Annotated in this window: 12 protein-coding genes; 10 read left to right on the top strand and 2 right to left on the bottom strand. The window is 66.0% G+C overall.

Going from position 1 to position 19,948, the window contains the following annotated elements:
* The first annotated feature begins 110 nt into the window (after positions 1 to 110).
* From IP69_RS15685 to IP69_RS15675, 3 genes are all read left to right on the top strand, one after another.
* Entirely contained in the window at positions 111 to 5,513 is a 5,403-nt protein-coding gene (locus IP69_RS15685) for a family 16 glycoside hydrolase (RefSeq protein ID WP_054143777.1), read from the top strand.
* Positions 5,514 to 5,675: 162 nt separating this feature from the next.
* Entirely contained in the window at positions 5,676 to 7,043 is a 1,368-nt protein-coding gene (hemN, locus tag IP69_RS15680) for an oxygen-independent coproporphyrinogen III oxidase (RefSeq protein ID WP_054143776.1), read from the top strand.
* Positions 7,044 to 7,214: 171 nt separating this feature from the next.
* Complete coding sequence (locus IP69_RS15675) at positions 7,215 to 8,075, top strand: GNAT family N-acetyltransferase (protein ID WP_197279909.1); 861 nt, start codon at positions 7,215 to 7,217, stop codon at positions 8,073 to 8,075.
* Between the two features lie 49 nt (positions 8,076 to 8,124).
* Here IP69_RS15675 and IP69_RS15670 read toward each other — a convergent pair whose 3' ends face one another.
* Entirely contained in the window at positions 8,125 to 9,468 is a 1,344-nt protein-coding gene (locus tag IP69_RS15670) for an amidase (RefSeq protein WP_054143774.1), read from the bottom strand.
* 219 nt (positions 9,469 to 9,687) lie between these two features.
* On the bottom strand, positions 9,688 to 11,022 hold the full coding sequence (locus IP69_RS15665; RefSeq protein ID WP_054143773.1) for an FAD-binding oxidoreductase: 1,335 nt from the start codon (positions 11,020 to 11,022) through the stop codon (positions 9,688 to 9,690).
* Between the two features lie 229 nt (positions 11,023 to 11,251).
* Here IP69_RS15665 and IP69_RS15660 point away from each other — a divergent pair, with 229 nt between their 5' ends.
* From IP69_RS15660 to IP69_RS15635, 7 genes are all read left to right on the top strand, one after another.
* Positions 11,252 to 12,943: a peptide ABC transporter substrate-binding protein gene (locus tag IP69_RS15660; protein WP_248306859.1), complete on the top strand. Its 1,692-nt coding sequence runs from the start codon at positions 11,252 to 11,254 to the stop codon at positions 12,941 to 12,943.
* Between the two features lie 261 nt (positions 12,944 to 13,204).
* Positions 13,205 to 13,936, top strand: a complete 732-nt coding sequence (locus IP69_RS15655; RefSeq protein WP_054143772.1) for an MOSC domain-containing protein — start codon at positions 13,205 to 13,207, stop codon at positions 13,934 to 13,936.
* Between the two features lie 265 nt (positions 13,937 to 14,201).
* Positions 14,202 to 14,360: a hypothetical protein gene (locus IP69_RS21930; protein WP_156323493.1), complete on the top strand. Its 159-nt coding sequence runs from the start codon at positions 14,202 to 14,204 to the stop codon at positions 14,358 to 14,360.
* 29 nt (positions 14,361 to 14,389) lie between these two features.
* On the top strand, positions 14,390 to 15,979 hold the full coding sequence (locus tag IP69_RS15650; protein WP_054143771.1) for an ABC transporter substrate-binding protein: 1,590 nt from the start codon (positions 14,390 to 14,392) through the stop codon (positions 15,977 to 15,979).
* A gap of 121 nt (positions 15,980 to 16,100) precedes the next feature.
* Positions 16,101 to 17,114: an ABC transporter permease gene (locus IP69_RS15645; protein ID WP_054143770.1), complete on the top strand. Its 1,014-nt coding sequence runs from the start codon at positions 16,101 to 16,103 to the stop codon at positions 17,112 to 17,114.
* Between the two features lie 13 nt (positions 17,115 to 17,127).
* Positions 17,128 to 18,027, top strand: a complete 900-nt coding sequence (locus tag IP69_RS15640; protein WP_054143801.1) for an ABC transporter permease — start codon at positions 17,128 to 17,130, stop codon at positions 18,025 to 18,027.
* Between the two features lie 157 nt (positions 18,028 to 18,184).
* Complete coding sequence (locus tag IP69_RS15635) at positions 18,185 to 19,888, top strand: ABC transporter ATP-binding protein (protein ID WP_054143769.1); 1,704 nt, start codon at positions 18,185 to 18,187, stop codon at positions 19,886 to 19,888.
* Positions 19,889 to 19,948: the final 60 nt, after the last annotated feature.

Genomic DNA, 19,948 nt, shown 5'->3' with positions numbered 1-19,948 from the left:
TTTTTTAACGATCCGTCACAAGCGATGCCTACCGCTGCCCTGCGAGTTTCGACGCGGCCCGCTGCCTTTCCGGCAGTGCGGCGCATCGGTCCACAACGAGGGCGTATCTCATGGCGACGATCAGCAATTCCATTCTCGACTACATCGCGACGCGCGGTTCCCAGGACCGCGTCATCGATCTGAGCACGGTGTTCGCCGGCACGGGGCTGACCTATTCGGTTCAAAACAGCGATCCCAGCGTCGCGAGCGTGGCGATCGCGGATGGCAAGCTCGTCATCGACTACGCCGACACGCTTGGTCATACCGATCTGAAGATCACCGCCACCGATGCCGATGGCCAGAGCGTGACGGACAATGTCCGCGTCCGCGTCGCCGGCGAGAACGCCTATACCATCGCCGTGCTGCCCGACACGCAGGACTATACCAACGCCGCGCGGGCCCAAATCTTCAACAACATGACAAACTGGCTGGTCGACAACAAGGAGAGCCTCAATCTCCAGTTCGTCATCCATGTCGGCGACATCACCACCAACAACAACGACGCCACCCACTGGGTCTATGCCGAGCCGGCCCTGCGCGTGCTCGACGGCAAGATCCCGTATTCGCTGCTGCCCGGCAACCATGACCAGAACACCGGCAACGCGGCGAATTTTTCGACCAACCCGCTCGACATCCGCTTCTCGCCCGAGAAGCAGGCTGCCACCAACCCCGGCACTTTTGGGGGCGTCTATGACCAGGAGCCGACGCGCAGCGCCAACAATTACCACACCTTCACGGCGCCCGACGGCACCAAATGGATGGTTCTCAGCCTCGAATTCGGCGCGCGCGACGACGTGCTGCGCTGGGCAGCCGAGGTCATCGAGGATCATCTCGACCACCGCGTCATCCTGGCCAACCACTCCTACATGAACTGGGGCGGCCGTCACGACGCCACCGGCGCGCCGCTCTATGACGAGGGCACCGGCTATGATTACGGCATCGGCAACAACGTGCAGGGCGCCAATGACGGCGAGACCATGTATCGCGAGCTGGTGCAGAAGTATTCCAACATCACCTTCACCTTCTCCGGCCACATCTTCGGCGACGGTGCGGAAACCCTGGTCAGCTACGACCAGTTCGGCAATCCGGTCCATCAGATGATGGTGAACTACCAGAATGGCGTCTCCTCCGAGATCACCAGCGGCGCGGGCGCCGGCTCCGGCAGCAATGGCGGCAATGGCGCGATCCGCCTGCTGACGATCGATCCCGAGAACAATGCGGTCTACACCTCGACCTATTTCACCCAGCTCGACGACCATCTCGACTCCGTGCGCGGCGATGGCGAACTCGATCGCGACGGCCTGACCGGCCCCTATCGCGGCCATGAAGAGACGTTCTCAGACGTCGATATGGGCACGCCCGACGTCCCGGCGATCGCCAAGGCCGGCAACGACCAGTTCGTCAGTGCCGAGGCGGGGCAGGACAAGGCCTCCGTCACGCTGGACGGGGACTGGACGCTCAATCCCGGCAACGACCAGGGCCTGACCTATGCCTGGACCGACCGCGACGGAACCGTTGTCGCCACCAGCGCGACGCCGACCCTCGAACTCGCCGCCGGCCAGCACCAGTTCACGCTGACCGTGACCGACAGCGCCGGCAAGGTCTCGACCGACGACGTCCGCATCGTCGTCTCGAACGCCGGTACCCTGCTCACCGACAGCTTCAACGACGGCAATGCCGCCGGCTGGGGCACGCTCGGGCCGCAATTCACCACTGCCACGACCGCGGCCCATGGCATCGCGCCATTGCCCGGCCAGACCGGCAGCGACACCGTCACCTACCTGCCGAAGCTGAGCCAGGCCGATGGCGGCGTTCTGGTGAAGCTCGGCAATCTCGCGTCGGGCACGGTCGCGAAATCCTATTCGCTGGTCTATGATCTGCTGATCACGCCCGGCGTCACGAGCTATTTCTCCTTCCTGCAGACCGACCTGACCAACGCCAGCGACCAGGACATCGCGCTGCGCAACGTCAATGGCAGCCGCGGCGGCATCGGCATCAACAGCGACTATGAGGGCACCGTGAATTACGGCGCCTGGCACCGCATCGCCTTCACGATCACCGATCGCGGCGACAATGTGCTGATCACCAAATACATCGACGGGGTGAAGGTCGGCGATACCGTCCAGTCCGGCGGCAATTACGCGCGCTACCAGATCGACATGAGCAAGGGCTTCCTGCTCTTCGCCGACGAGAGCGGCGAGACCTGGCCGGGCTATGCCTCGAGCTTCCTGTTCACGGACAAGGTGCTGAGCGATGCCGAGGTCGCGGCCCTCGGCGCCGTTCAGCCGGGCGGGATCATGGAGACCAAGCCGAGCGCCAACTCCGTGCAGATCGATTTCAGCACGCCGAGCTGGAGCGACGAGTTCAGCACCGGCACCGCCCAGCTGGCCTCCTTCGACACGGGGACCGGCACCTTCATTGTCAAGGGCAGCGCGAATGCCCGCACCACTGTGGAAGAGGGCCAGGATGCGCTTGAAGGCCGCGTCTTCGAGCAATCCGACGCAGGCTCCAAGCTGCTGGTCTGGAAGGGTGCGACGGCTTCGACCTGGTCGGACTATGAATTCGAGACGACGCTGAAATCGACTGACAATGACGGCCTCGGCGCCGTGTTCTACTACAAGGACGCGGCCAACCATTATAAGGTCGTGCTCTCCGGCGAAACCAACACACAGTCGCTGATCAAGGTCCAGGCCGGTGTCGAGACGGTGCTCGCCCGCGAGTTCGGGGGTACGCCCTGGAGCCGCGACTTTCAGCTCAAGGTTGTGGTCGTCGATGGCGTGATCAGCGCCTTCCTCGACGGCAAGAGCCTGTTTGGCGAAGTCGTCGATGCCGCGCCGCTCGCGGGCGGTTCGGTCGGCTTCTATTCGGACGCACAGCGCAGCTCGCAGTTCGACAACGTGACCGTCAACAAGGTCACGCTGGCGGCCCATGCCGGCGACGATCTGCGTCCCGTTGACAGCGACGGCAACGGCAAGGTCACGGTCGATCTCGATGCCGCCGCCAGCTATGGCCTGTCCGACATCGTCAGCTATGTCTGGACCGATGCCGACGGCAATGTCGTGGCGCAGGGCGCGCAGGCGAGCGCCACGCTCGATGCCGTCAAGCAGGTGCTGACGCTGACCGTCACTGATGCCGGGGGCAAGACCGCGACCGACATCGTCACGATCGATCCGGTGTCCAAGGCGCGGATGCTGCTGTCGGAGGGCTTCGGCGGCGGTGATTTCGCGGCCTGGACGATCGTCGACGAGGGCGAATCGGGTGGTGTCGGCATCGACGGCAAATCCTCGCAATGGGAGCTGCGCGACGGCGCGCTGGTTCAGCTGTCGGGCCTGACCAGCCGGCAGCTGACCTGGAACGGCGCTTCGAACAGCGATCCCTGGCAGACCGGCTGGAGCCCGCTCGGCGATGGCGTCAACGTGCTGCGCAAGGGTACCTATGCGCTCTACAACGAGGCCGAGGCCAAGGACTGGAGCGACTATGCGGTCGAAGCGACGATCACCTCGCCCGACAACGGCGCGCTGGGATTGCTGTTCTACTACCAGGACGCGAACAACTATTATAAGCTCGAGCTCGACGCGAATGGCGACTATGACCGCAACCCCAGAAACGGGGCCGGCAGCCTGTTCCAGCTCATCCAGGTCAAGGATGGGGTCGAGCGCTACCTGAACCAGTACCCCGCCAAGTACACGCCCGGTCAGGCCGTGAACCTGCGGGTCGAGGTGAAGGACGGCAAGATCCAGGCCTATGTCGATGGGTTGGCGCTGTTTGCCTATGCCATCGAGGACCGGGCCCAGACCAAGGGAACGATCGGTCTGTTCTCCTGGGACAGCGCGGGTGTCTCCTTCGACAACGTCCTCGTCTATGATCTGTCGGAAGACAGCGTCCTGCCTCCGGTCGTTTCGAACCCCAGCACGCCGGGCGATGACGTGCTTGTCGGCACGGCGGGCGACGACGTGATCGCCGCGCTCGAAGGTGACGATGAAGTCTCCGGCGGTGCCGGCGACGACGTCATCGACGGCGGCGAGGGCGACGATACGCTGCTTGGCGAAGCGGGCAATGACAGGCTCGTCGGCGGCGAAGGCGATGACACGCTCGAAGGTGGCGAAGGCGACGACCGCCTCGAAGGCGGCGCGGGCGACGACACGCTCGACGGCGGCGAGGGCGACGACATCCTGCTCGGCGGTGCCGGTGCCGACGAACTGATCGGCGGCGCGGGCAACGACTCGATCAGCGCCGATGCAGGCGATGTGGTCGATGCCGGAGCGGGCGACGATATCATCGTCGTCTCGGGCGAGGAGGGCGAGACGACCACGGTCGATGCCGGCGAAGGCAATGACGAGGTCATCAACACGAGCTCGGGCCGGATCTCCGGTGGCCTCGCCATGGGCGCCGGGAACGACAAGCTGGCCAATTCCGGTGTGATCGCAGCGGGTTCGGACGGCGTCGCGATCGACATGGGCGAGGGCGACGATGTCGTGAACCTCTATGTCGGCAGCACCGTTGCCGGCGCGATCCTGCTGGGTTCCGGCAATGACCGCCTGACCATGAACAGCTATCTCGGCGCCGTCACCGTCGATGCCGGCGATGGCAATGACGACATCACCACCAGCGATGGCAATGACGTCATCTATGGCGGCGCGGGCAACGACTCCATCTTCGCCGGGGCTGGCGACGACACGATCTTCGCCGGCGAAGGCGACGATCTGATCCTGGCCGATCTCGGCAATGACGTCATCGACGGCGGCGCCGGCTATGACACGCTCTTCCTGGCGCAGGCGACCGGCCCGATCACGGTCGATTTCGCGGCGGGCAAGGTCTCGGGCGAAGGCATCGGCTCGGACAGCTTCATGAACATCGAGAAGCTGCTCTTCGGCGCCGGCAATGACATCGTCACCGGCAACAACGGCGATGATGCCTTCGGCGGCGGGGCTGGCAACGACACGCTCAAGGGCGGGGCCGGCAACGACACGCTCTCGGGCGACGAAGGCGATGACTCGATCGACGGTGGTTCCGGCGACGACATGGTCTTCGGCGGCGTCGGCAACGATCTGCTCAAGGGCGGCTCGGGTGTCGACCGCATCGAGGGCGGCGAAGGCAACGACATCGTCGATGCCGGTTCGGGCAATGACATCGTTCTGGGCGGCGAAGGCACTGATACGCTCGATGGCGGCTCGGGCGACGACCGGATCGAGGGCGGCGCCGGCAACGACGTGCTGACCGGCGGTTCGGGCCATGATGTCTTCGTCTTCGCGGCAGGCTTCGGCAAGGACATGATCACCGACTTCCGCACAACGGGCGCCAGCTCCGACGTGCTGGAGTTCTCGATCGGACTTTTCGCCGATTTCGACGATGCGATGGAGGCTGCCAGCCAGTTCGGGGCCGACACCGTGTTCAGCCTCGATGCCGACACCACGCTCACCCTCAAGGGCGTCAATCTGGCCGCGCTCGGCGCCGACGATTTCCGCTTCGTCTGAACACCGTCTAGAACGCACGACATCGCAGCGAGGGCGCCCGAAAGGGCGCCCTCGACCGTTTCGATCTCGGCCGCCGCGATTTGTTCTGCCTCAAAGACAGTCCGGCCTGGATACCTAGGGTGCGGCATCGCGCCGGGTCTCCGGCAGAGGAGACGACCGGTCGTGGACCCGAAGAACTGCGCCCCTTTCGATGAGCGCCTCTATCTCGACGAGAGGCTGCCGCGTTACACCAGCTACCCCACGGCGCCGCATTTCGCGGCGGAGGTCGATGGCGGCCAGTATGGCCGCTGGCTCGGCGAACTCGCGCCCGGCACCAAGGGCTCGCTTTATCTGCACATCCCGTTCTGTCGGGCGATGTGCTGGTATTGCGGCTGCCATACGAGCGTGGCCCTGCGCGATCCGCCGATCGCCGACTATCTTGCGCTGCTGCGGCGCGAGATCGAGAACGTCGCCGACCATCTGTGCGCGCCGCTCGATATCCGCCACATCCATTTCGGCGGCGGCACGCCGACCATCCTGGCGCCCGAGGATTTCGTCGCGCTGGTCGCCTTGCTGCGCCGGCGCTTCGCGGTCCACCCCGAGGCCGAGATCGCGGTCGAGATCGACCCGCGCCATCTGAGCGCGCCGATGATTCAGGCCTTGCGCGAGGCAGGCGTCAACCGGGCGAGCCTGGGCGTGCAGAGCTTCGATCCGCTGGTGCAGCAGGCAATCAACCGCATCCAGAGCGTCGAGCAGACGCAAGCCGTCATGGCCGGGCTGCGCGAGGCCGGCATCGGCGCGGTCAATCTCGATCTGATCTACGGCCTGCCGCTGCAGACGACCCAGTCCTGCATCGAGACGGTGGAACGCTGCCTCGAGATGGCGCCACAGCGGTTTTCGATCTTCGGCTATGCCCATGTTCCAAGCTTCAAGAAGCACCAGAACCGCATTGCGACCGCCGACCTGCCCGATGGCGCGGCCCGGCACGAACAGGCGCAGGCGATGGCGCAGCGTCTGGTCGAGGCCGGCTATGTCCGCATCGGGCTCGACCATTTCGCCCGGCCCGATGACGAGATGGCGCAAGCGCTCGGCAGCGGTCGGCTGCGGCGCAATTTCCAGGGCTACACCACCGATGGCTGCGAGGCGCTGCTTGGTTTCGGTGCCTCGGCGATCGGCCGGCTGCCGCAGGGCTATGTCCAGAACGAGGTGGTGATCGGCCGCTATGGCGAGCGTGTCCGGCAAGGTGCCCTGCCGACGGCGAAGGGCTACCGGCTCAGCGCCGACGACCGTCTGCGGGCCGATCTGATCGAGCGGCTGATGTGCGATCTCTTCGTCGACATCGACGCGGTCTGCGCCCGGCATTGCGCCGATCCGCAGACGCTGGCGCCGTCCCTGGCCAGGCTCGAGCGGCTGTCGCAGGACGGCGTCGTCCAGTTCGACGGGGTGCGCCTGCTGCTGCCGGAGCGGGCGCGGCTCATGGTGCGCAAGGTGGCGTCTGCCTTCGACGCCCATATCGCCCAGCCGGCGCGGGTCTATAGCCGCGCGGTCTGAGCCCGCGCGACCGGTCTCCCAAAATAGTCCAGTCTTTCAGGCTTGGTTGGTGTAACGGCTGTGCGCTCCGCAACGATCACGCCGGATCGCCTCGCCCATGACATCCCTAACTCTGGCAATGCTTCACAGGGCTCCGGCCCATGCTTTCGTCGGATCCGGGATGGCATGGTGATGGGCACGCTTCAGCTTCGGGACACCGCCGTCCTGCGCGATGTCGGGCCTGGCGACGCAGAAGCATGCGCGGCGCTGTCGCGGGTCGTCGGCTGGCCGCACCGCACCGAGGATTGGGCGATGGCGATCGGGCTTGGTCGCGGCCTCGTCGGCCATATCGGCGCCGATCTCGTGGCGACGGCGCTGTGGTTCCCCTATGGCGAGAGCCATGCGACGCTCGGCCTGATCATCGTCGGCCCCGCGCATCAGGGGAAAGGCCTGGGCCGTCGCCTGATGCAGGAAGTGTTGGCGCAGAAGCAGGGGCGCTCGCTTCTGCTCAACGCGACGCTCGCCGGCCAATCGCTTTACGAGAAGGTTGGCTTTGTCGCCTGCGGAGCCGTCAGCCAGCATCAGGGCGAGGTTCTGGTGGGGCCTAGCCCCAGGCTCGAGGCCGGCGCCACCTTGCGCGCCGTGCGGGAGGACGACCTGCCGTCGCTGCACCGGCTCGACGGTGCAGCGACGGGGCTCCCGCGCGAGGCCCTGCTCCGGGCCGTCCTGGAGCAGGGCAGGGGCGTGGTGCTGGAGCGCGGCGGCGAAGTCGTGGGTTTCAGCCTGCTGCGTCGCTTCGGCCATGGGCAGGTCATCGGCCCGGTCGTCGCCGCCGGCCAGGCGGACGCTGAGGTGCTGGTGGCGCATTGGGTGCAAGGCCTGGTCGGACAATTCGTGCGGATCGATGTCAAATCGGGCTCGCCGCTGTCGGACTGGCTCCTGACCTGCGGACTGAAACAGGTCGATCAGGGAACCAGCATGGTGCGCGGCGACATGCCCGAAGTGCCTGGCCCGGTTCGGCTTCATGCGCTGACCAGCCAAGCGCTTGGCTGAGCCGGGCGGCAGCGTGCTCCGGCTCTGGTCGTCCGATCCGGTGCCGCAATCAGATGGCCAAAGCCGCCTCGATGCCGGCCGCGACGGCGAAGAGCACATGGTCGTCGCCGGTTTCGCCCATCAGCATCAGGCCCACCGGAGCCTCGCCCGGCGTGTTGCAGGGAAGGCTGATCGAGCAGCGGTCGAGAAAATTGCCGATGCTGGGGTTGCGGAGCAGCAAACCGTTCAGGCGGTGGTACTCGGCATCCTCGGCCAGTTCGGCGATCCGGGGCGGCACGATCGGGCAGGTCGGCATGAGCAGCGCGTCGTAAGGCGCGGTCAGTGCGTCCATGGCCGCGACGATGCGGCGGCGTGCTGCGGTGAGCGCGACGTAATCGGCCGCCGTCATCGTCGCGCCGGCTTGGATGCGGCTGCGCACGCGCGGATCGTAGAGATGCCCTTGCCGCGCCAGCAGATCGCGGTGCCAGTCATAGGATTCCGGCCCCGGGAAGCCGCCGCGGCTCAGAGCGGGGCCGATGTCGTGGAGCGGCGGGAACGAGACCTCGACGATCCGCGCGCCTTGCGCTGCCAATGCTGCCACCGCGCGCTCAAAGGTGGCGGCGACGGTCGCGTCCATGCCGTCGCGCATGATCTCGCGGGGAATGGCGAGCCTCATCCCGGCAAGAGGGCGCGGCGTCGGCAGGGCAGGGGTCTGACTTGCGAGGATGGCGTCGACAATGGCGCAGCAGGAGACGCTCGCTCCGATGGGTCCGAGCGAATCGAGGCTGCCCGACAGCGGCACGACGCCGTCGAGCGGGATGCGGCTGGCGGTCGGCTTGTAGCCGACGATGCCGCAGAGCGCGGCGGGGATGCGGCAAGAGCCGCCGGTGTCGCTGCCAAGTGCGACGACGGCCATGCCGTCTGCAACCGCCACCGCCGAGCCGGAGGAGGAGCCGCCGGGGATGCGCGCCGAGGCCCGGTCCCAGGGGCTGAGCGGCGTGCCGTAGTGCGGGTTTGCACCGATGCCGGAATAGGCGAATTCGGTCATGTTGGTGCGGCCGAGCGGGATGAAACCCGCCGCGAGCATGCGCGCGATCGTCGGGGCGTGGGTCTTGGCCGGAGCGGCATCTGCGAGCGCGCGGGAGCCCGCCATCGAGATTTCGCCGGCGACGTCGTAAAGATCCTTCACGGCGAAGGGGATGCCGGCATAGGGCGAGGGCGCGCGGCCGGCGCGGCGCAGTGCGTCATGGGCGTCGGCCGCAGTAAGCGCAGCCTCGGCCGAGACCGAGATGAAGGCGCGGGCGCCCTCGCCGGCGGGATCGGCGATGTTCGCCAGGCAAGCTTCGACCAGGGCGCGCGCTGTCGTGGCGCCGGTCGCGAGGTCCTTGGCGCAGCCTTGCACGGTCCGCAGCATGATCGTCTCTCCGGGTGAACTCTGGCTTCCGGCTTAGCGGCGACGTTTGCTGGGGGGAAGGGTTTGGGATGGGAACTCCGCGCGGATTCCACCCTCGACCTCATCCTGAGGCTTCGCGCAGTGGTGTCTCGAAGGATGCTCCAGGATGCTCCGGTCGCGACGTAACCATCCTTCGAGAGGCGCTCCTCAGGATGAAGGCTGCACCATCCGCCGCGTCGCTCACATCAGCCCGGGTTCGCCTAGATTCGAGCCGTCGACGAGGCGGCTGTAGCGGTAGGGATGAGGGTTGACGATCGGCGCGTCGCCGGTGATGAGGTCTGCGGCGAGCTTGCCGGCGGCGGGACCGACGCCGAAGCCATGGCCGCTGAAGCCGGCCGAGACATAAAGGCCAGGCAGCGTGTCGATGGCCGAGATCACCGGCACCCAATCGGGCGTGAAATCGATGAGCCCGCCATATTTCTGGACGATTTTCACGTCGGCGAGCTGTGGATAAATCTCGGCGATGCGCTTGAGCGCGAAGGCGATCAGCTTCTCCTGAGGCGGCGGGTCGAAGGTGCGCATGCGCTCGAAGGGCGAGACACTGTCGTTGGTCCAGCGCATCAGCGCCTCGGGGCCGGCGAAGAAGCTCTTGTCGGCGCGGATCGTCAGCAGCTTATGACGCTTTTTGAAGGTGGGCCAGAACGGCCTGGCATACATCATCCCCTGCGGGCTCAGCCGCAGCAGGCCGCGGCCGCTGATGCCGATCGTATAGCCGCCATCAAGGCGGCGCCGGAAGGTGACATCGGGCGTCGAGAGGCCGCCCTCCGTGATGGCGGGGCCGTCAATCGGCGCGGTAAAGAAAGAGGTCGATTGCACCCCGGCCAGCGGCATGTCGATGCCGTGATGGCGGCAGAACATCGAGGTCCAGACGCCGCCGGCGACGAGCACACTGCTGGTCCTGATCGTGCCCTTCTCGGTGACGACCGCCGAGACACGTCCTCCGGTGGTCTCAAGGCCGCGCGCGGCGCAGTCCTGATGGATCGTGACGCCGCGTTTCTGGGCGGCTTGCGCGAAGGCGGGTACGGCCAGCGCCGGTTCGGCCTTGCCGTCGCTGGGGGAATGGACGCCGCCGATCCAGTTCTCGGCTGAGCCCGGTGCCATTGCCTTCGCCTCGGCGGCGGACAGCACGCGGCTGTGCATCTGCATTTCGCGGGCCTTGTCGATCCAGCCCGACCAGGCGGCGAGGTCAGACGGCTTGGTCGTGACATAGACGAGGCCGGTGCGGCGGAAACCGGTATCGGCGCCGAGTTCCGCGTTCATGCCCGCCCACATTTCGAGCGCGCGCTGGGCGAGGGGAAGCTCGCGCAGGTCGCGGTTCTGCTGGCGGCACCAACCCCAATTGCGGCCCGATTGTTCGCCTGCGATATAGCCCTTCTCGACGACTGCGACCGAGTGGCCCTTTCTGGCGAGGTGATAGGCGGCGGTGATGCCGGCGACGCCGCCGCCGATGACGACGACATCGGCGGCATGGGGCAGCGTTTCGTCGCTGCGGATGCGGTTGACGGGAGGCGACATCGGTGGCGGTTGAATCCTGCGGCAGGGGCCGGCGGCTGAACTTGATATCATCGCATCGCGACAGAAGCCTATGCCGAAGGGCCGGGCGAAACTGCTTAGCCTGTGCACCTGTCACAATCGATCGGTGTTCGATATCGTCGGGGCTGCTTCGCTCCGACACAAGGCCCGACCATCGGCCGAACGCAATCACCTGCCCAGAAGCAGGGCCTCGCTCGAAGAGGGGTTTTCGATGATCAAGAACACCACTGGCCGTGCCGAGCTTATCCTGCCGATGCCTGCGATCCAGCGCCGCGACTTGCTCGCGCTCGGCGCTGGCGGATTTCTTGCCGCGACGGGAATCGGCGAGGCCCCTGCCCAGACCAGAGCCGTCCCGCCGCCGCCAGCCAGGCCCACCGGCCAGGTCGTGGTCGGCCTCTCGCAGGAGCCGACCGCCTTCAATCCGCTGATGCCGGGTATAGAGGTCGACGAGACGGTCTGGATGCAGATCTTCAACACGATGTGGGTGGCCGACCCCAGGGGCAACCTTATCCCCGATCTCGCGGTCGAGGTTCCCAGCGAGGCCAATGGCGGCATTTCGGAAGGCGGCCTTGCCTGGAGGGTCAAGCTGCGCGACGGCGTGACCTGGCATGACGGCACGGCCTTCACCGCTGAGGACGTGAAATACACCCTCGAACTGATCGACACGCCGGGCTTCAAGAGCCGCACCCGCGTCGGGCACGCCCTCGTCACCGACATCAAGGTCATCGGACCGCTGGAGATCTCGTGGCGGATGGAGAAGGCCTATGCGCCCTATCTCGCGCTGCTCTCCAACACCTTCATCGTGCCCAAGCATATCCTCGGGCAGGCGAGCGATCCCAACACCGCGCCGTTCAACCAGAACCCCGTCGGCACCGGCCCGTTCAAATGGGGCACGCGCACGCCCGGCGACAACATTCTGCTCGTTGCCAACGAGGCGTATCACGGAGATGGCCCCTATCTGGAGCGGGCCATCCTGAAATACGTGCCCGATCAGGGCGCGCTCTACGCCCGGTTCCGCAGCGGCGAGGTCGACCTCATCATCGGGACCGGCATACCAGCCAATTTTTACGCCGAGGCCGTCAAGCTGCCCGGCCGCAAGGTCGGGAAGGTTCCCAGCGCCTCGCTCGAAATGCTGATGCCAAATCTCGAGCATCCGGTGCTGAGGGACAAGGCTGTCCGCAAGGCGCTCTATGCTTCGCTCAACAAGCAGGCGATCATCGAGATTATCTATTACGGCCTGCACATTCCGGCGGAATCTTTCTCCCCTCAGGAAAGCTGGGCTTTTAATCCCAATCTGCCCAGGCACGTCTACGATGTGGCGCTTGCCAACAAGATACTCGACAAAGCCGGCTGGAAGCGCTCGGGATCGGGCACGCGGATGAAGGACGGCTTGCCGCTGGCCTTCGCCGTCTCAACCACGACGGGGGCGCCGCTGCGCGAACAGGCGCAGCAATTGATGGTGCAGGACTGGCAGCGGATCGGCGCCAGGATCACGATCAACAACATGCCGGCCGCGGTGATCTGGGGTGAGTTCTACACCCGCTCGCAGTTTGACCTGCTGATCGTCGGCACGGCCTTCCGCACTGTGATCGATCCCGATCCGGCGGCGCGCTTTGCCTCGGATGCGATTCCCGCCAGAAGCGGGGCCGGCGCCAACCAGATGCAGTGGCAGAATGCCGAGGTCGATCGACTGCTGAAGGCGGGGCAGGCCACCTTCGACAAGGAAAAGCGCAAGGCGATCTATTGGAAGCTGCAGGAGATCGCGCGCGAGGAGCTACCCATCCTCCCGATCTACCAATACGCTCCGGTCGAGGGCTACAAGGAGGGGCTGATCGGCTACCAGCCGAACGTCAACGCCCGGCAAAATAGCTGGAACATGAGCGTCTGGTACTGGACGCCCTGAAGCGATGATGCGCGACCATGATGTTCACCGGCGCCACTCTGGGCCGGTGGCATCCTGATGCACACGGCCGTTATGGCGCTGGCGTGCCGCCTGCCTGCCGATCTGCCCTGCGACGTGGCCGGTCTCCCGTATCGCCAATGTGCATTCTCGACTACGGTGCCGCCTCGACCCGAGCTGGGGCCACATGCTAGAATACGCGCAGAGCCACTTCACCCGCGCGCTCTGGCTCGCCAGCATCAAGGGTGTCGCGAGGCATCGGCCGTGACCGAATCGCACGTCACGGGATCGGTGGCCGCGCTCTGGCGCTACCCGGTCAGTTCGATGGGGGGCGAGCGCCTGCATCGCGCGCCGGTCGCCGCCACCGGGATCGCGGGCGACAGGGTCTGGGGTCTGTGCGATGCCGCCAGCGGGCGGATTGCCTCGCCCGGGCGCGAAAAGCATTTCACGAAAGTGCCCGGCGGGCGAGCTCGCTGGACGGGAGACAGCGTCGAGATCTCGTCCGATGGCGCGCTCTGGGCCGCGCCCGATGACACGGCCGCCCTGGCGGCGCTGGAGAACGCCTTTGGTTTTTCGCCCGCGCTCAAGCCGTTTGCACCAATCGGCGGTGAGGGCTTTCAGCCGCGCGACGAGCACGCGCCGATTCACCTCCTGACGACGGCGGCGATGCGGACGCTGGCTCGCGATCTTCCCGGCAGCATCATCGATGAGCGCCGCTTCCGGCCCAATGTCGTCGTCGATTGGCCCGATGGCGCCGATCCGATGCCGGAGCAGGGCTGGATCGGTCGCGACATCGCGATCGGAAACGTCGTCCTGAGGGGTCGCGAGCCCTGCACCCGCTGCGGCTTCATCATGATCGAGCAGGAGGATCTGCCGCTCGATATCGAATTGCTGCGGCTGGTGGTGAAGCGCTATGGGCGCCATTTCGGCATCTACTGCGATGTGGTGTCGGTGGGCGAGATCGTCACCGGCGACAGGGTCGCCCCGGCTGCCTGACGCCGCTCGATGCGACCTGACCGCTTTCTGGTCCGCTCATCGACAGTTCAATGGATATTAACAACAGCTTTCGCCGCCTCAGCGAGCCGGTGAGAGCTTGCATAATTTGTGTGCATGTTTTGATGCCTTGCATACATGTTGAGTGCATCTTTTCCGCCCGCTCCTGTTCCGGCTCCTGAAAAACCCTTCAAGAACAATGCCCTAAAGTTGGCACGCTCCCTGCTTGGGAAGGGCCGTCACGCCAAAGGGGCGGGAGGGGCGGCCCATGTGGCTTGGCAGCATTTCAACCATCCTCGGCCAGCCGGCTTTCGCCGCCATCGCGCCGCGTGCGTTCCAGGCATCCGCTTCGGCGCTTCGCGTTGTGACGGCAAATCCGGGCTGCACGCTGCAACCGTCGGCGCGCGACCTGCTTCCAGCTTCCTGAACCGCCCCACGAACACGAGGACAGACCCTATGATCACGCGCCGTACCGCCATTGCCGCAGGCCTCTCCGCTCCCTTCGTCGCGAAGGGCAGCGCCCAGGCCCAGGCGCCGAGCCGCAACGAGACCCTGCTGCTGGTGCAGGAATACGGGCCCAACAGCCTGGACATGCAGGGCATCGGCGCGTCGCAGCCGGTGAACGGCGTCTCGCTGAACTGCTATGACCGGCTGCTGCGCTTCAAGCCGGTTCCGATCCCGGGCGGCGGCGGCCATCAGGTCGCGATGGGCGAGCTCGAGGGCGAGCTGGCCGAGAGCTATCAGGTCGCCTCCGACGGCATGAGCGCCACCTTCAAGCTGCGTGATGCCAAGTTCCATTCCGGCCGAGCGGTCACCGCCAAGGACGTGAAGTGGTCGATGGACCGCGCGGTCTCGATCGGCGGCTTCGCGACGACGCAGATGAATGCCGGCTCGCTGGAGAAGCCCGAGCAGTTCGTCGCCGTTGACGACAAGACCTTCCGCATCGACTTCGTCCGCAAGGACAAGATGACGCTGCCGAACCTCGCCGTGACCATTCCCTTCGTGTTCGATTCCGAGCTCGCCATCGCCAATAGCGGCGGCGACCCCTGGGCGAAGGACTATCTGAAGAACAACATCGCCGGCTCCGGCGCCTACAAGGTCGAGAGCTGGAAGCCCGGCGTCGAGACGATCTATGTCCGCAATGACGCCTGGGCCTGCGGAAAGCTGCCGCAACTGCGCCGCATCATCGCCCGCGACATCGCCTCGCCCTCGACGCGCCGGGCGCTGATCGAGCGTGGAGATGCCGATGTCTCCTACGGGCTGCCGCCGAAGGACTTCAAGGACCTGCTCGACGCCGGCAAGATCAATGTCGTCGGCGTGCCGATCCCCAACGGCGTCTGGGGCTGCTATCTCAACACGCAGGTCGGCCCGTTCAAGGACGTCCGCCTGCGCCAGGCCGTCGCCTGGGTAATGCCTTACGACAAGATCATGCAGGCGGCGCTGTTCGGGCGCGGCGTCTCGATGGCCGGCGGCACGGCTCCGAAGGTCGCCTGGCCGCAGCCCTTCCCCTACACCACCGACGTCGCCAAGGCGAAGGCGCTGGTCGATGCGGCGGGCGGTCCGTTCTCGACGACTTTGTATTTCGACGCCGGCAACGCGACGGTGGCCGAGCCGATCGCGGTTCTGATGAAGGAGGCTCTGGCTCAGATCGGCATCACGGTCGAGATCAACAAGGTGCCGGGCGCCAATTTCCGCACCGAGATCGCCAAGAAGACCAATCCGATGGTGCTCAACCGTTTCGCCGGCTGGCTCGACTATCCCGATTACTACCTGTTCTGGACGATGCACGGCAATAATTCGATCTTCAACATCGCTGCCTACCAGAACCCGGCGCTGGACAAGCTCGTCGACGCTGCCCGCTTCGCGCCTGACAAGGCCTCCTACGACGCCAACGTCATCGACTTCATCAAGCTGATCAACGCCGAGGTGCCGATGGTGCCGATCAACCAGCCGACGCATGACGTGGCGCTGCAGAAGTCGATCGGGGGCTACCAGTTCCAGCCCTGCCGCGAGCCGGATTTCCGCTATCTGACGAAGGGCGTGTGATCCGAGGACCGTCATGCTCGGGCGACGACTCGAGCACCTCCTGCAAGAGATTCTCGGGTCTGCGCTTCGCTTCGCCCGAGAATGACGGTGCAACTCCGGCTTACACGATAGGGAGGCAGCCATGCTTCGGATGATCGGCCAGCGGTTGATGACGACGATCCCCTCGGTGATCGGCGTCATCATCGTCACCTTCCTGCTGACGCGGGTGCTGCCGGGCGACACGGCAGCGTATTTCGCCGGTCCCGCCGCCTCGCCCGAGGCGATCATCGAGATCCGCAGCAAGCTCGGGCTGGACCAGCCCCTGCCGGTGCAGTTCGTCGCTTACGTCACCGCGCTGGTGAAGGGCGATCTCGGCATGTCGCTGACCACCGGCCAGCCGGTGACGGCCGATCTCGCCGCGCGGCTGCCGGCCTCGGCCGAGCTGACGCTGGCGGGGCTGCTGCTCGCCATGGCGGTGGCGCTGCCGCTCGGCGTGCTCGCAGCTGTCAGGCAGGGCTCCTGGATCGACCATCTGTGCCGGATTGTGGCGACCGCAGGCGTCTCGCTGCCGGTGTTCTTCACCGGGCTGCTGCTGGTCTATGTCTTCTATTTCATCCTCGGCTGGTCACCGGCCCCGCTGGGGCGGCTCGATGTCTTCGCTTCCGAACCGGCGCGGATCACCGGGCTTTATCTCGTCGATTCCCTGCTGGCGCGCGATGGCGAGACCTTCCGGGCGGCCTTCGCTCAGCTGATCCTGCCGGCGGTGACGCTGGCGATCTTCTCGCTGGCGCCGATTACCCGCATGACGCGCGCCTCGATGCTGGCCGTGCTGAGCGCCGATTTTGTGCGCACCGCGCGGGCAAGCGGGCTGTCGAACCGCAAGGTCATCGGCACCTACGCCTTTCGCAACGCCATGCTGCCGGTTGTGACCACGCTGGGCATGGTGTTCTCCTTCCTGCTCGGGGCGAATGTGCTGGTGGAGAAGGTCTTCGCCTGGCCGGGCGTCGGCTCCTATGCGGTCGAGGCGCTGATCGCCTCCGATTATGCGCCGATCCAGGGTTTCGTGCTGACGATGGCGATCCTTTACGTCGCGCTGAACCTGATGATCGACGTGCTCTACGGCGTCATCGATCCCCGCGTCCGGCTGGAGGGCTGAGGGCATGAACGACATGACCAAGGTCGATCCCGCAGCCGCGCCTGCGCTGCGCTTCGAGGCGCCGCCTTCGACCAGCCTCTGGGCCCATGGGCGCCATATCGTCGCCGAGAACCCGGTGACGGGGCTCGCCTTCGGGCTGTTTGCGCTGATCCTGTTCGCCGCGATCTTCGGGCCGTCGCTGGTGCCGTACAACCCGCTCGCCAGCAACACTAATTCGGCGCTGCAGGGGCCGAGCGCGGCACACTGGTTCGGCACCGACCAGCTCGGCCGCGACATCTTCAGCCGGGTGATCGTGGCGACGCGGCTCGATTTCGCTATTGCCGTCTGCTCGGTCGCGCTCGTCTTCGCCATGGGCGGGCTGGCGGGCGTCATGGCCGGCTTCTATGGCGGCTGGGTCGACAAGGTGGTCGGGCGCATCGCCGACACGATCATGGCCTTCCCGCTCTTCGTGCTGGCGATGGGCATCGTGGCGGCGCTCGGCAACAGCGTCACCAACATCGTCATCGCCACCGCGATCATCAATTTCCCGCTCTATGCCCGCGTCGCCCGCGCCGAAGCGAATGTCCGGCGCGAGGCCGGCTTCGTCCAGGCGGCGCGGCTCTCGGGCAATTCCGACTGGCGGCTTCTGCTGACGCAGATCGTGCCCAACATCATGCCGATCATGGCGGTGCAGATGTCACTGACCATGGGCTATGCCATCCTGAATGCGGCCGGCCTCTCCTTTATCGGGCTGGGCGTGCGCCCGCCGACTCCGGAATGGGGCATCATGGTCGCCGAGGGCGCGAGCTTCATCGTCTCGGGCGAATGGTGGATCGCCTTCTTCCCGGGGCTCGCGCTGATGACGGCGGTGTTCTGCTTCAACCTGCTCGGCGACGGCGTGCGCGACCTCGTCGATCCGCAGCGGAGGAATTGATGGGGATCACCTCCACGGTTGTCATTCCGGGGCGCGGCGCAGCCGTGAACCCGGAAGCCACGGGCAGGGGCACGACCTGTTCGATTTTCAGCGCTCACCCGGTCGTGGGTTCCGGGTTCTCGCTGCGCGAGCCCCGGAAAGACAGGGGAGGTGTTCGATGACCGCTCCCCCACTCCTCGACATCAAGAACCTCACCGTCGAATTCGCCACGCGGCGTGGCATGGTGCAGGCGGTGAAAGCGATCGACGTCAGTGTCGCCAAGGGCGAGACTGTCGCCATCGTCGGTGAATCCGGCTCGGGCAAGTCGGTGACCTCCTATGCCGTGGTGCGGATTCTCGACCGCGCCGGGCGGGTCGCGGAAGGCTCGATCTCGTTTTCGGGCATCGACTTGGTCACCGCGACCGAAACGCAGATGCGCGATCTGCGCGGGCGCGAGATCTCGATGATCTTCCAGAACCCGCGTGCGGCGCTGAACCCGATCCGCAAGGTCGGCAAGCAGATCGAGGACGTGCTGCTCGAACATGTCCAGGCGACGCGGGCGACCGCGCGCGAAAAGGCAATCGAGGCGCTGGAAAAGGTCAAGATCGCGCGGCCCGAAGAGCGCTATGACGCCTATCCCTTCGAGCTGTCGGGCGGCATGTGCCAGCGCGTCGTGATCGCGCTCGCGCTCGCCTGCCAGCCGCAGCTCCTGATCGCCGACGAGCCCACCACCGGCCTCGACGTCACCACCCAGAAGGCGGTGATGGACTTGATCGTCGAGCTCACCCGCGAGCGGGGCATGTCGACGATCCTGATCACCCATGATCTCGGGCTTGCTGCCGCCTATTGCGACAAGGTCGTGGTGATGGAGAAGGGCAATGTCGTCGAAACGGCGGCCGCCAGCGAGATCTTCCGCAATCCCCAGCATCCCTATACGCGCAAGCTGATGCAGGCGACGCCGCGGATCGGCATGTCGCTTTCCGATCTGCTGCCCGATGCGCCCAAGGGGCCGCCGGCCCAAGCGATCGCGCCGCGCGCGATTGCCATGGCAGGCACCGAGCCGCTGATGCGCGTCGAAACCCTCGTCAAGGAGTATCCGCGGCCGGCGACAGGTACGTTCCTGTCGAAACTCATGGGCAAGGCGCAGGAGCCGAAAGAAGCCTTCCGCGCCGTCGACGGCATCAGTTTCACCGTGGCGAAGGGCGAGACGCTGGGGCTGGTCGGGGAATCGGGCTGCGGCAAGTCGACGACCTCGATGATGATCACGCGGCTGATCGATGCCAGCGGTGGCAAGATTCTGTTCGACGGGGCCGATATCGGCGCCATTCCCGCCAAGCAGTTCGCCGCTTCGCCCTATCGACGGCGCATCCAGATGGTGTTCCAGGATCCGACCGACAGCCTCAATCCGCGCTTCACCGCCGAGCGCGCCATCGCCGATCCGATCCTGCGGATGGGCGGGATTTCGGGGCGCGACGCGCTGCGGGCCCGCTGCGAGGAGCTGGCGCGGCTGGTCGGGCTGCCAGTCGAGCTAATCGACCGGTTTCCCCACCAGTTGTCGGGCGGGCAGAAGGCGCGCGTCGGCATCGCCCGGGCGATCGCGCTCGAACCCGACCTCGTCATCCTCGACGAGCCGACGGCGGCGCTCGACGTCTCGGTTCAGGCGGTAGTGCTGAACCTGCTGCAGGAGCTGAAGGAGCGGCTCGGAATGAGCTACCTCTTCGTCTCGCATGACCTCAACGTGGTGCGCCTGCTCTGCGACAGGGTGATCGTGATGAAGACCGGCGCCATCGTCGAGCAGGGCACGGCCGAGGAGGTGCTCGGCGACCCGAAGGCGGACTATACCAAGGAACTGCTGACGGCGATTCCCCATCCGCCGGTGTAAATGGTCCTCACAGCCCTCATCCTGAGGAGCCGCGAAGCGGCGTCTCGAAGGATGCTCCAG

This window comes from Allobosea sp. AAP35, assembly GCF_001295925.1.
Classification (GTDB): Bacteria; Pseudomonadota; Alphaproteobacteria; order Rhizobiales; family Beijerinckiaceae; genus Allobosea.
The sequence above is the reverse complement of the archived record's forward strand: the minus strand, read 5'-3'. Positions and strand labels throughout refer to the sequence as shown.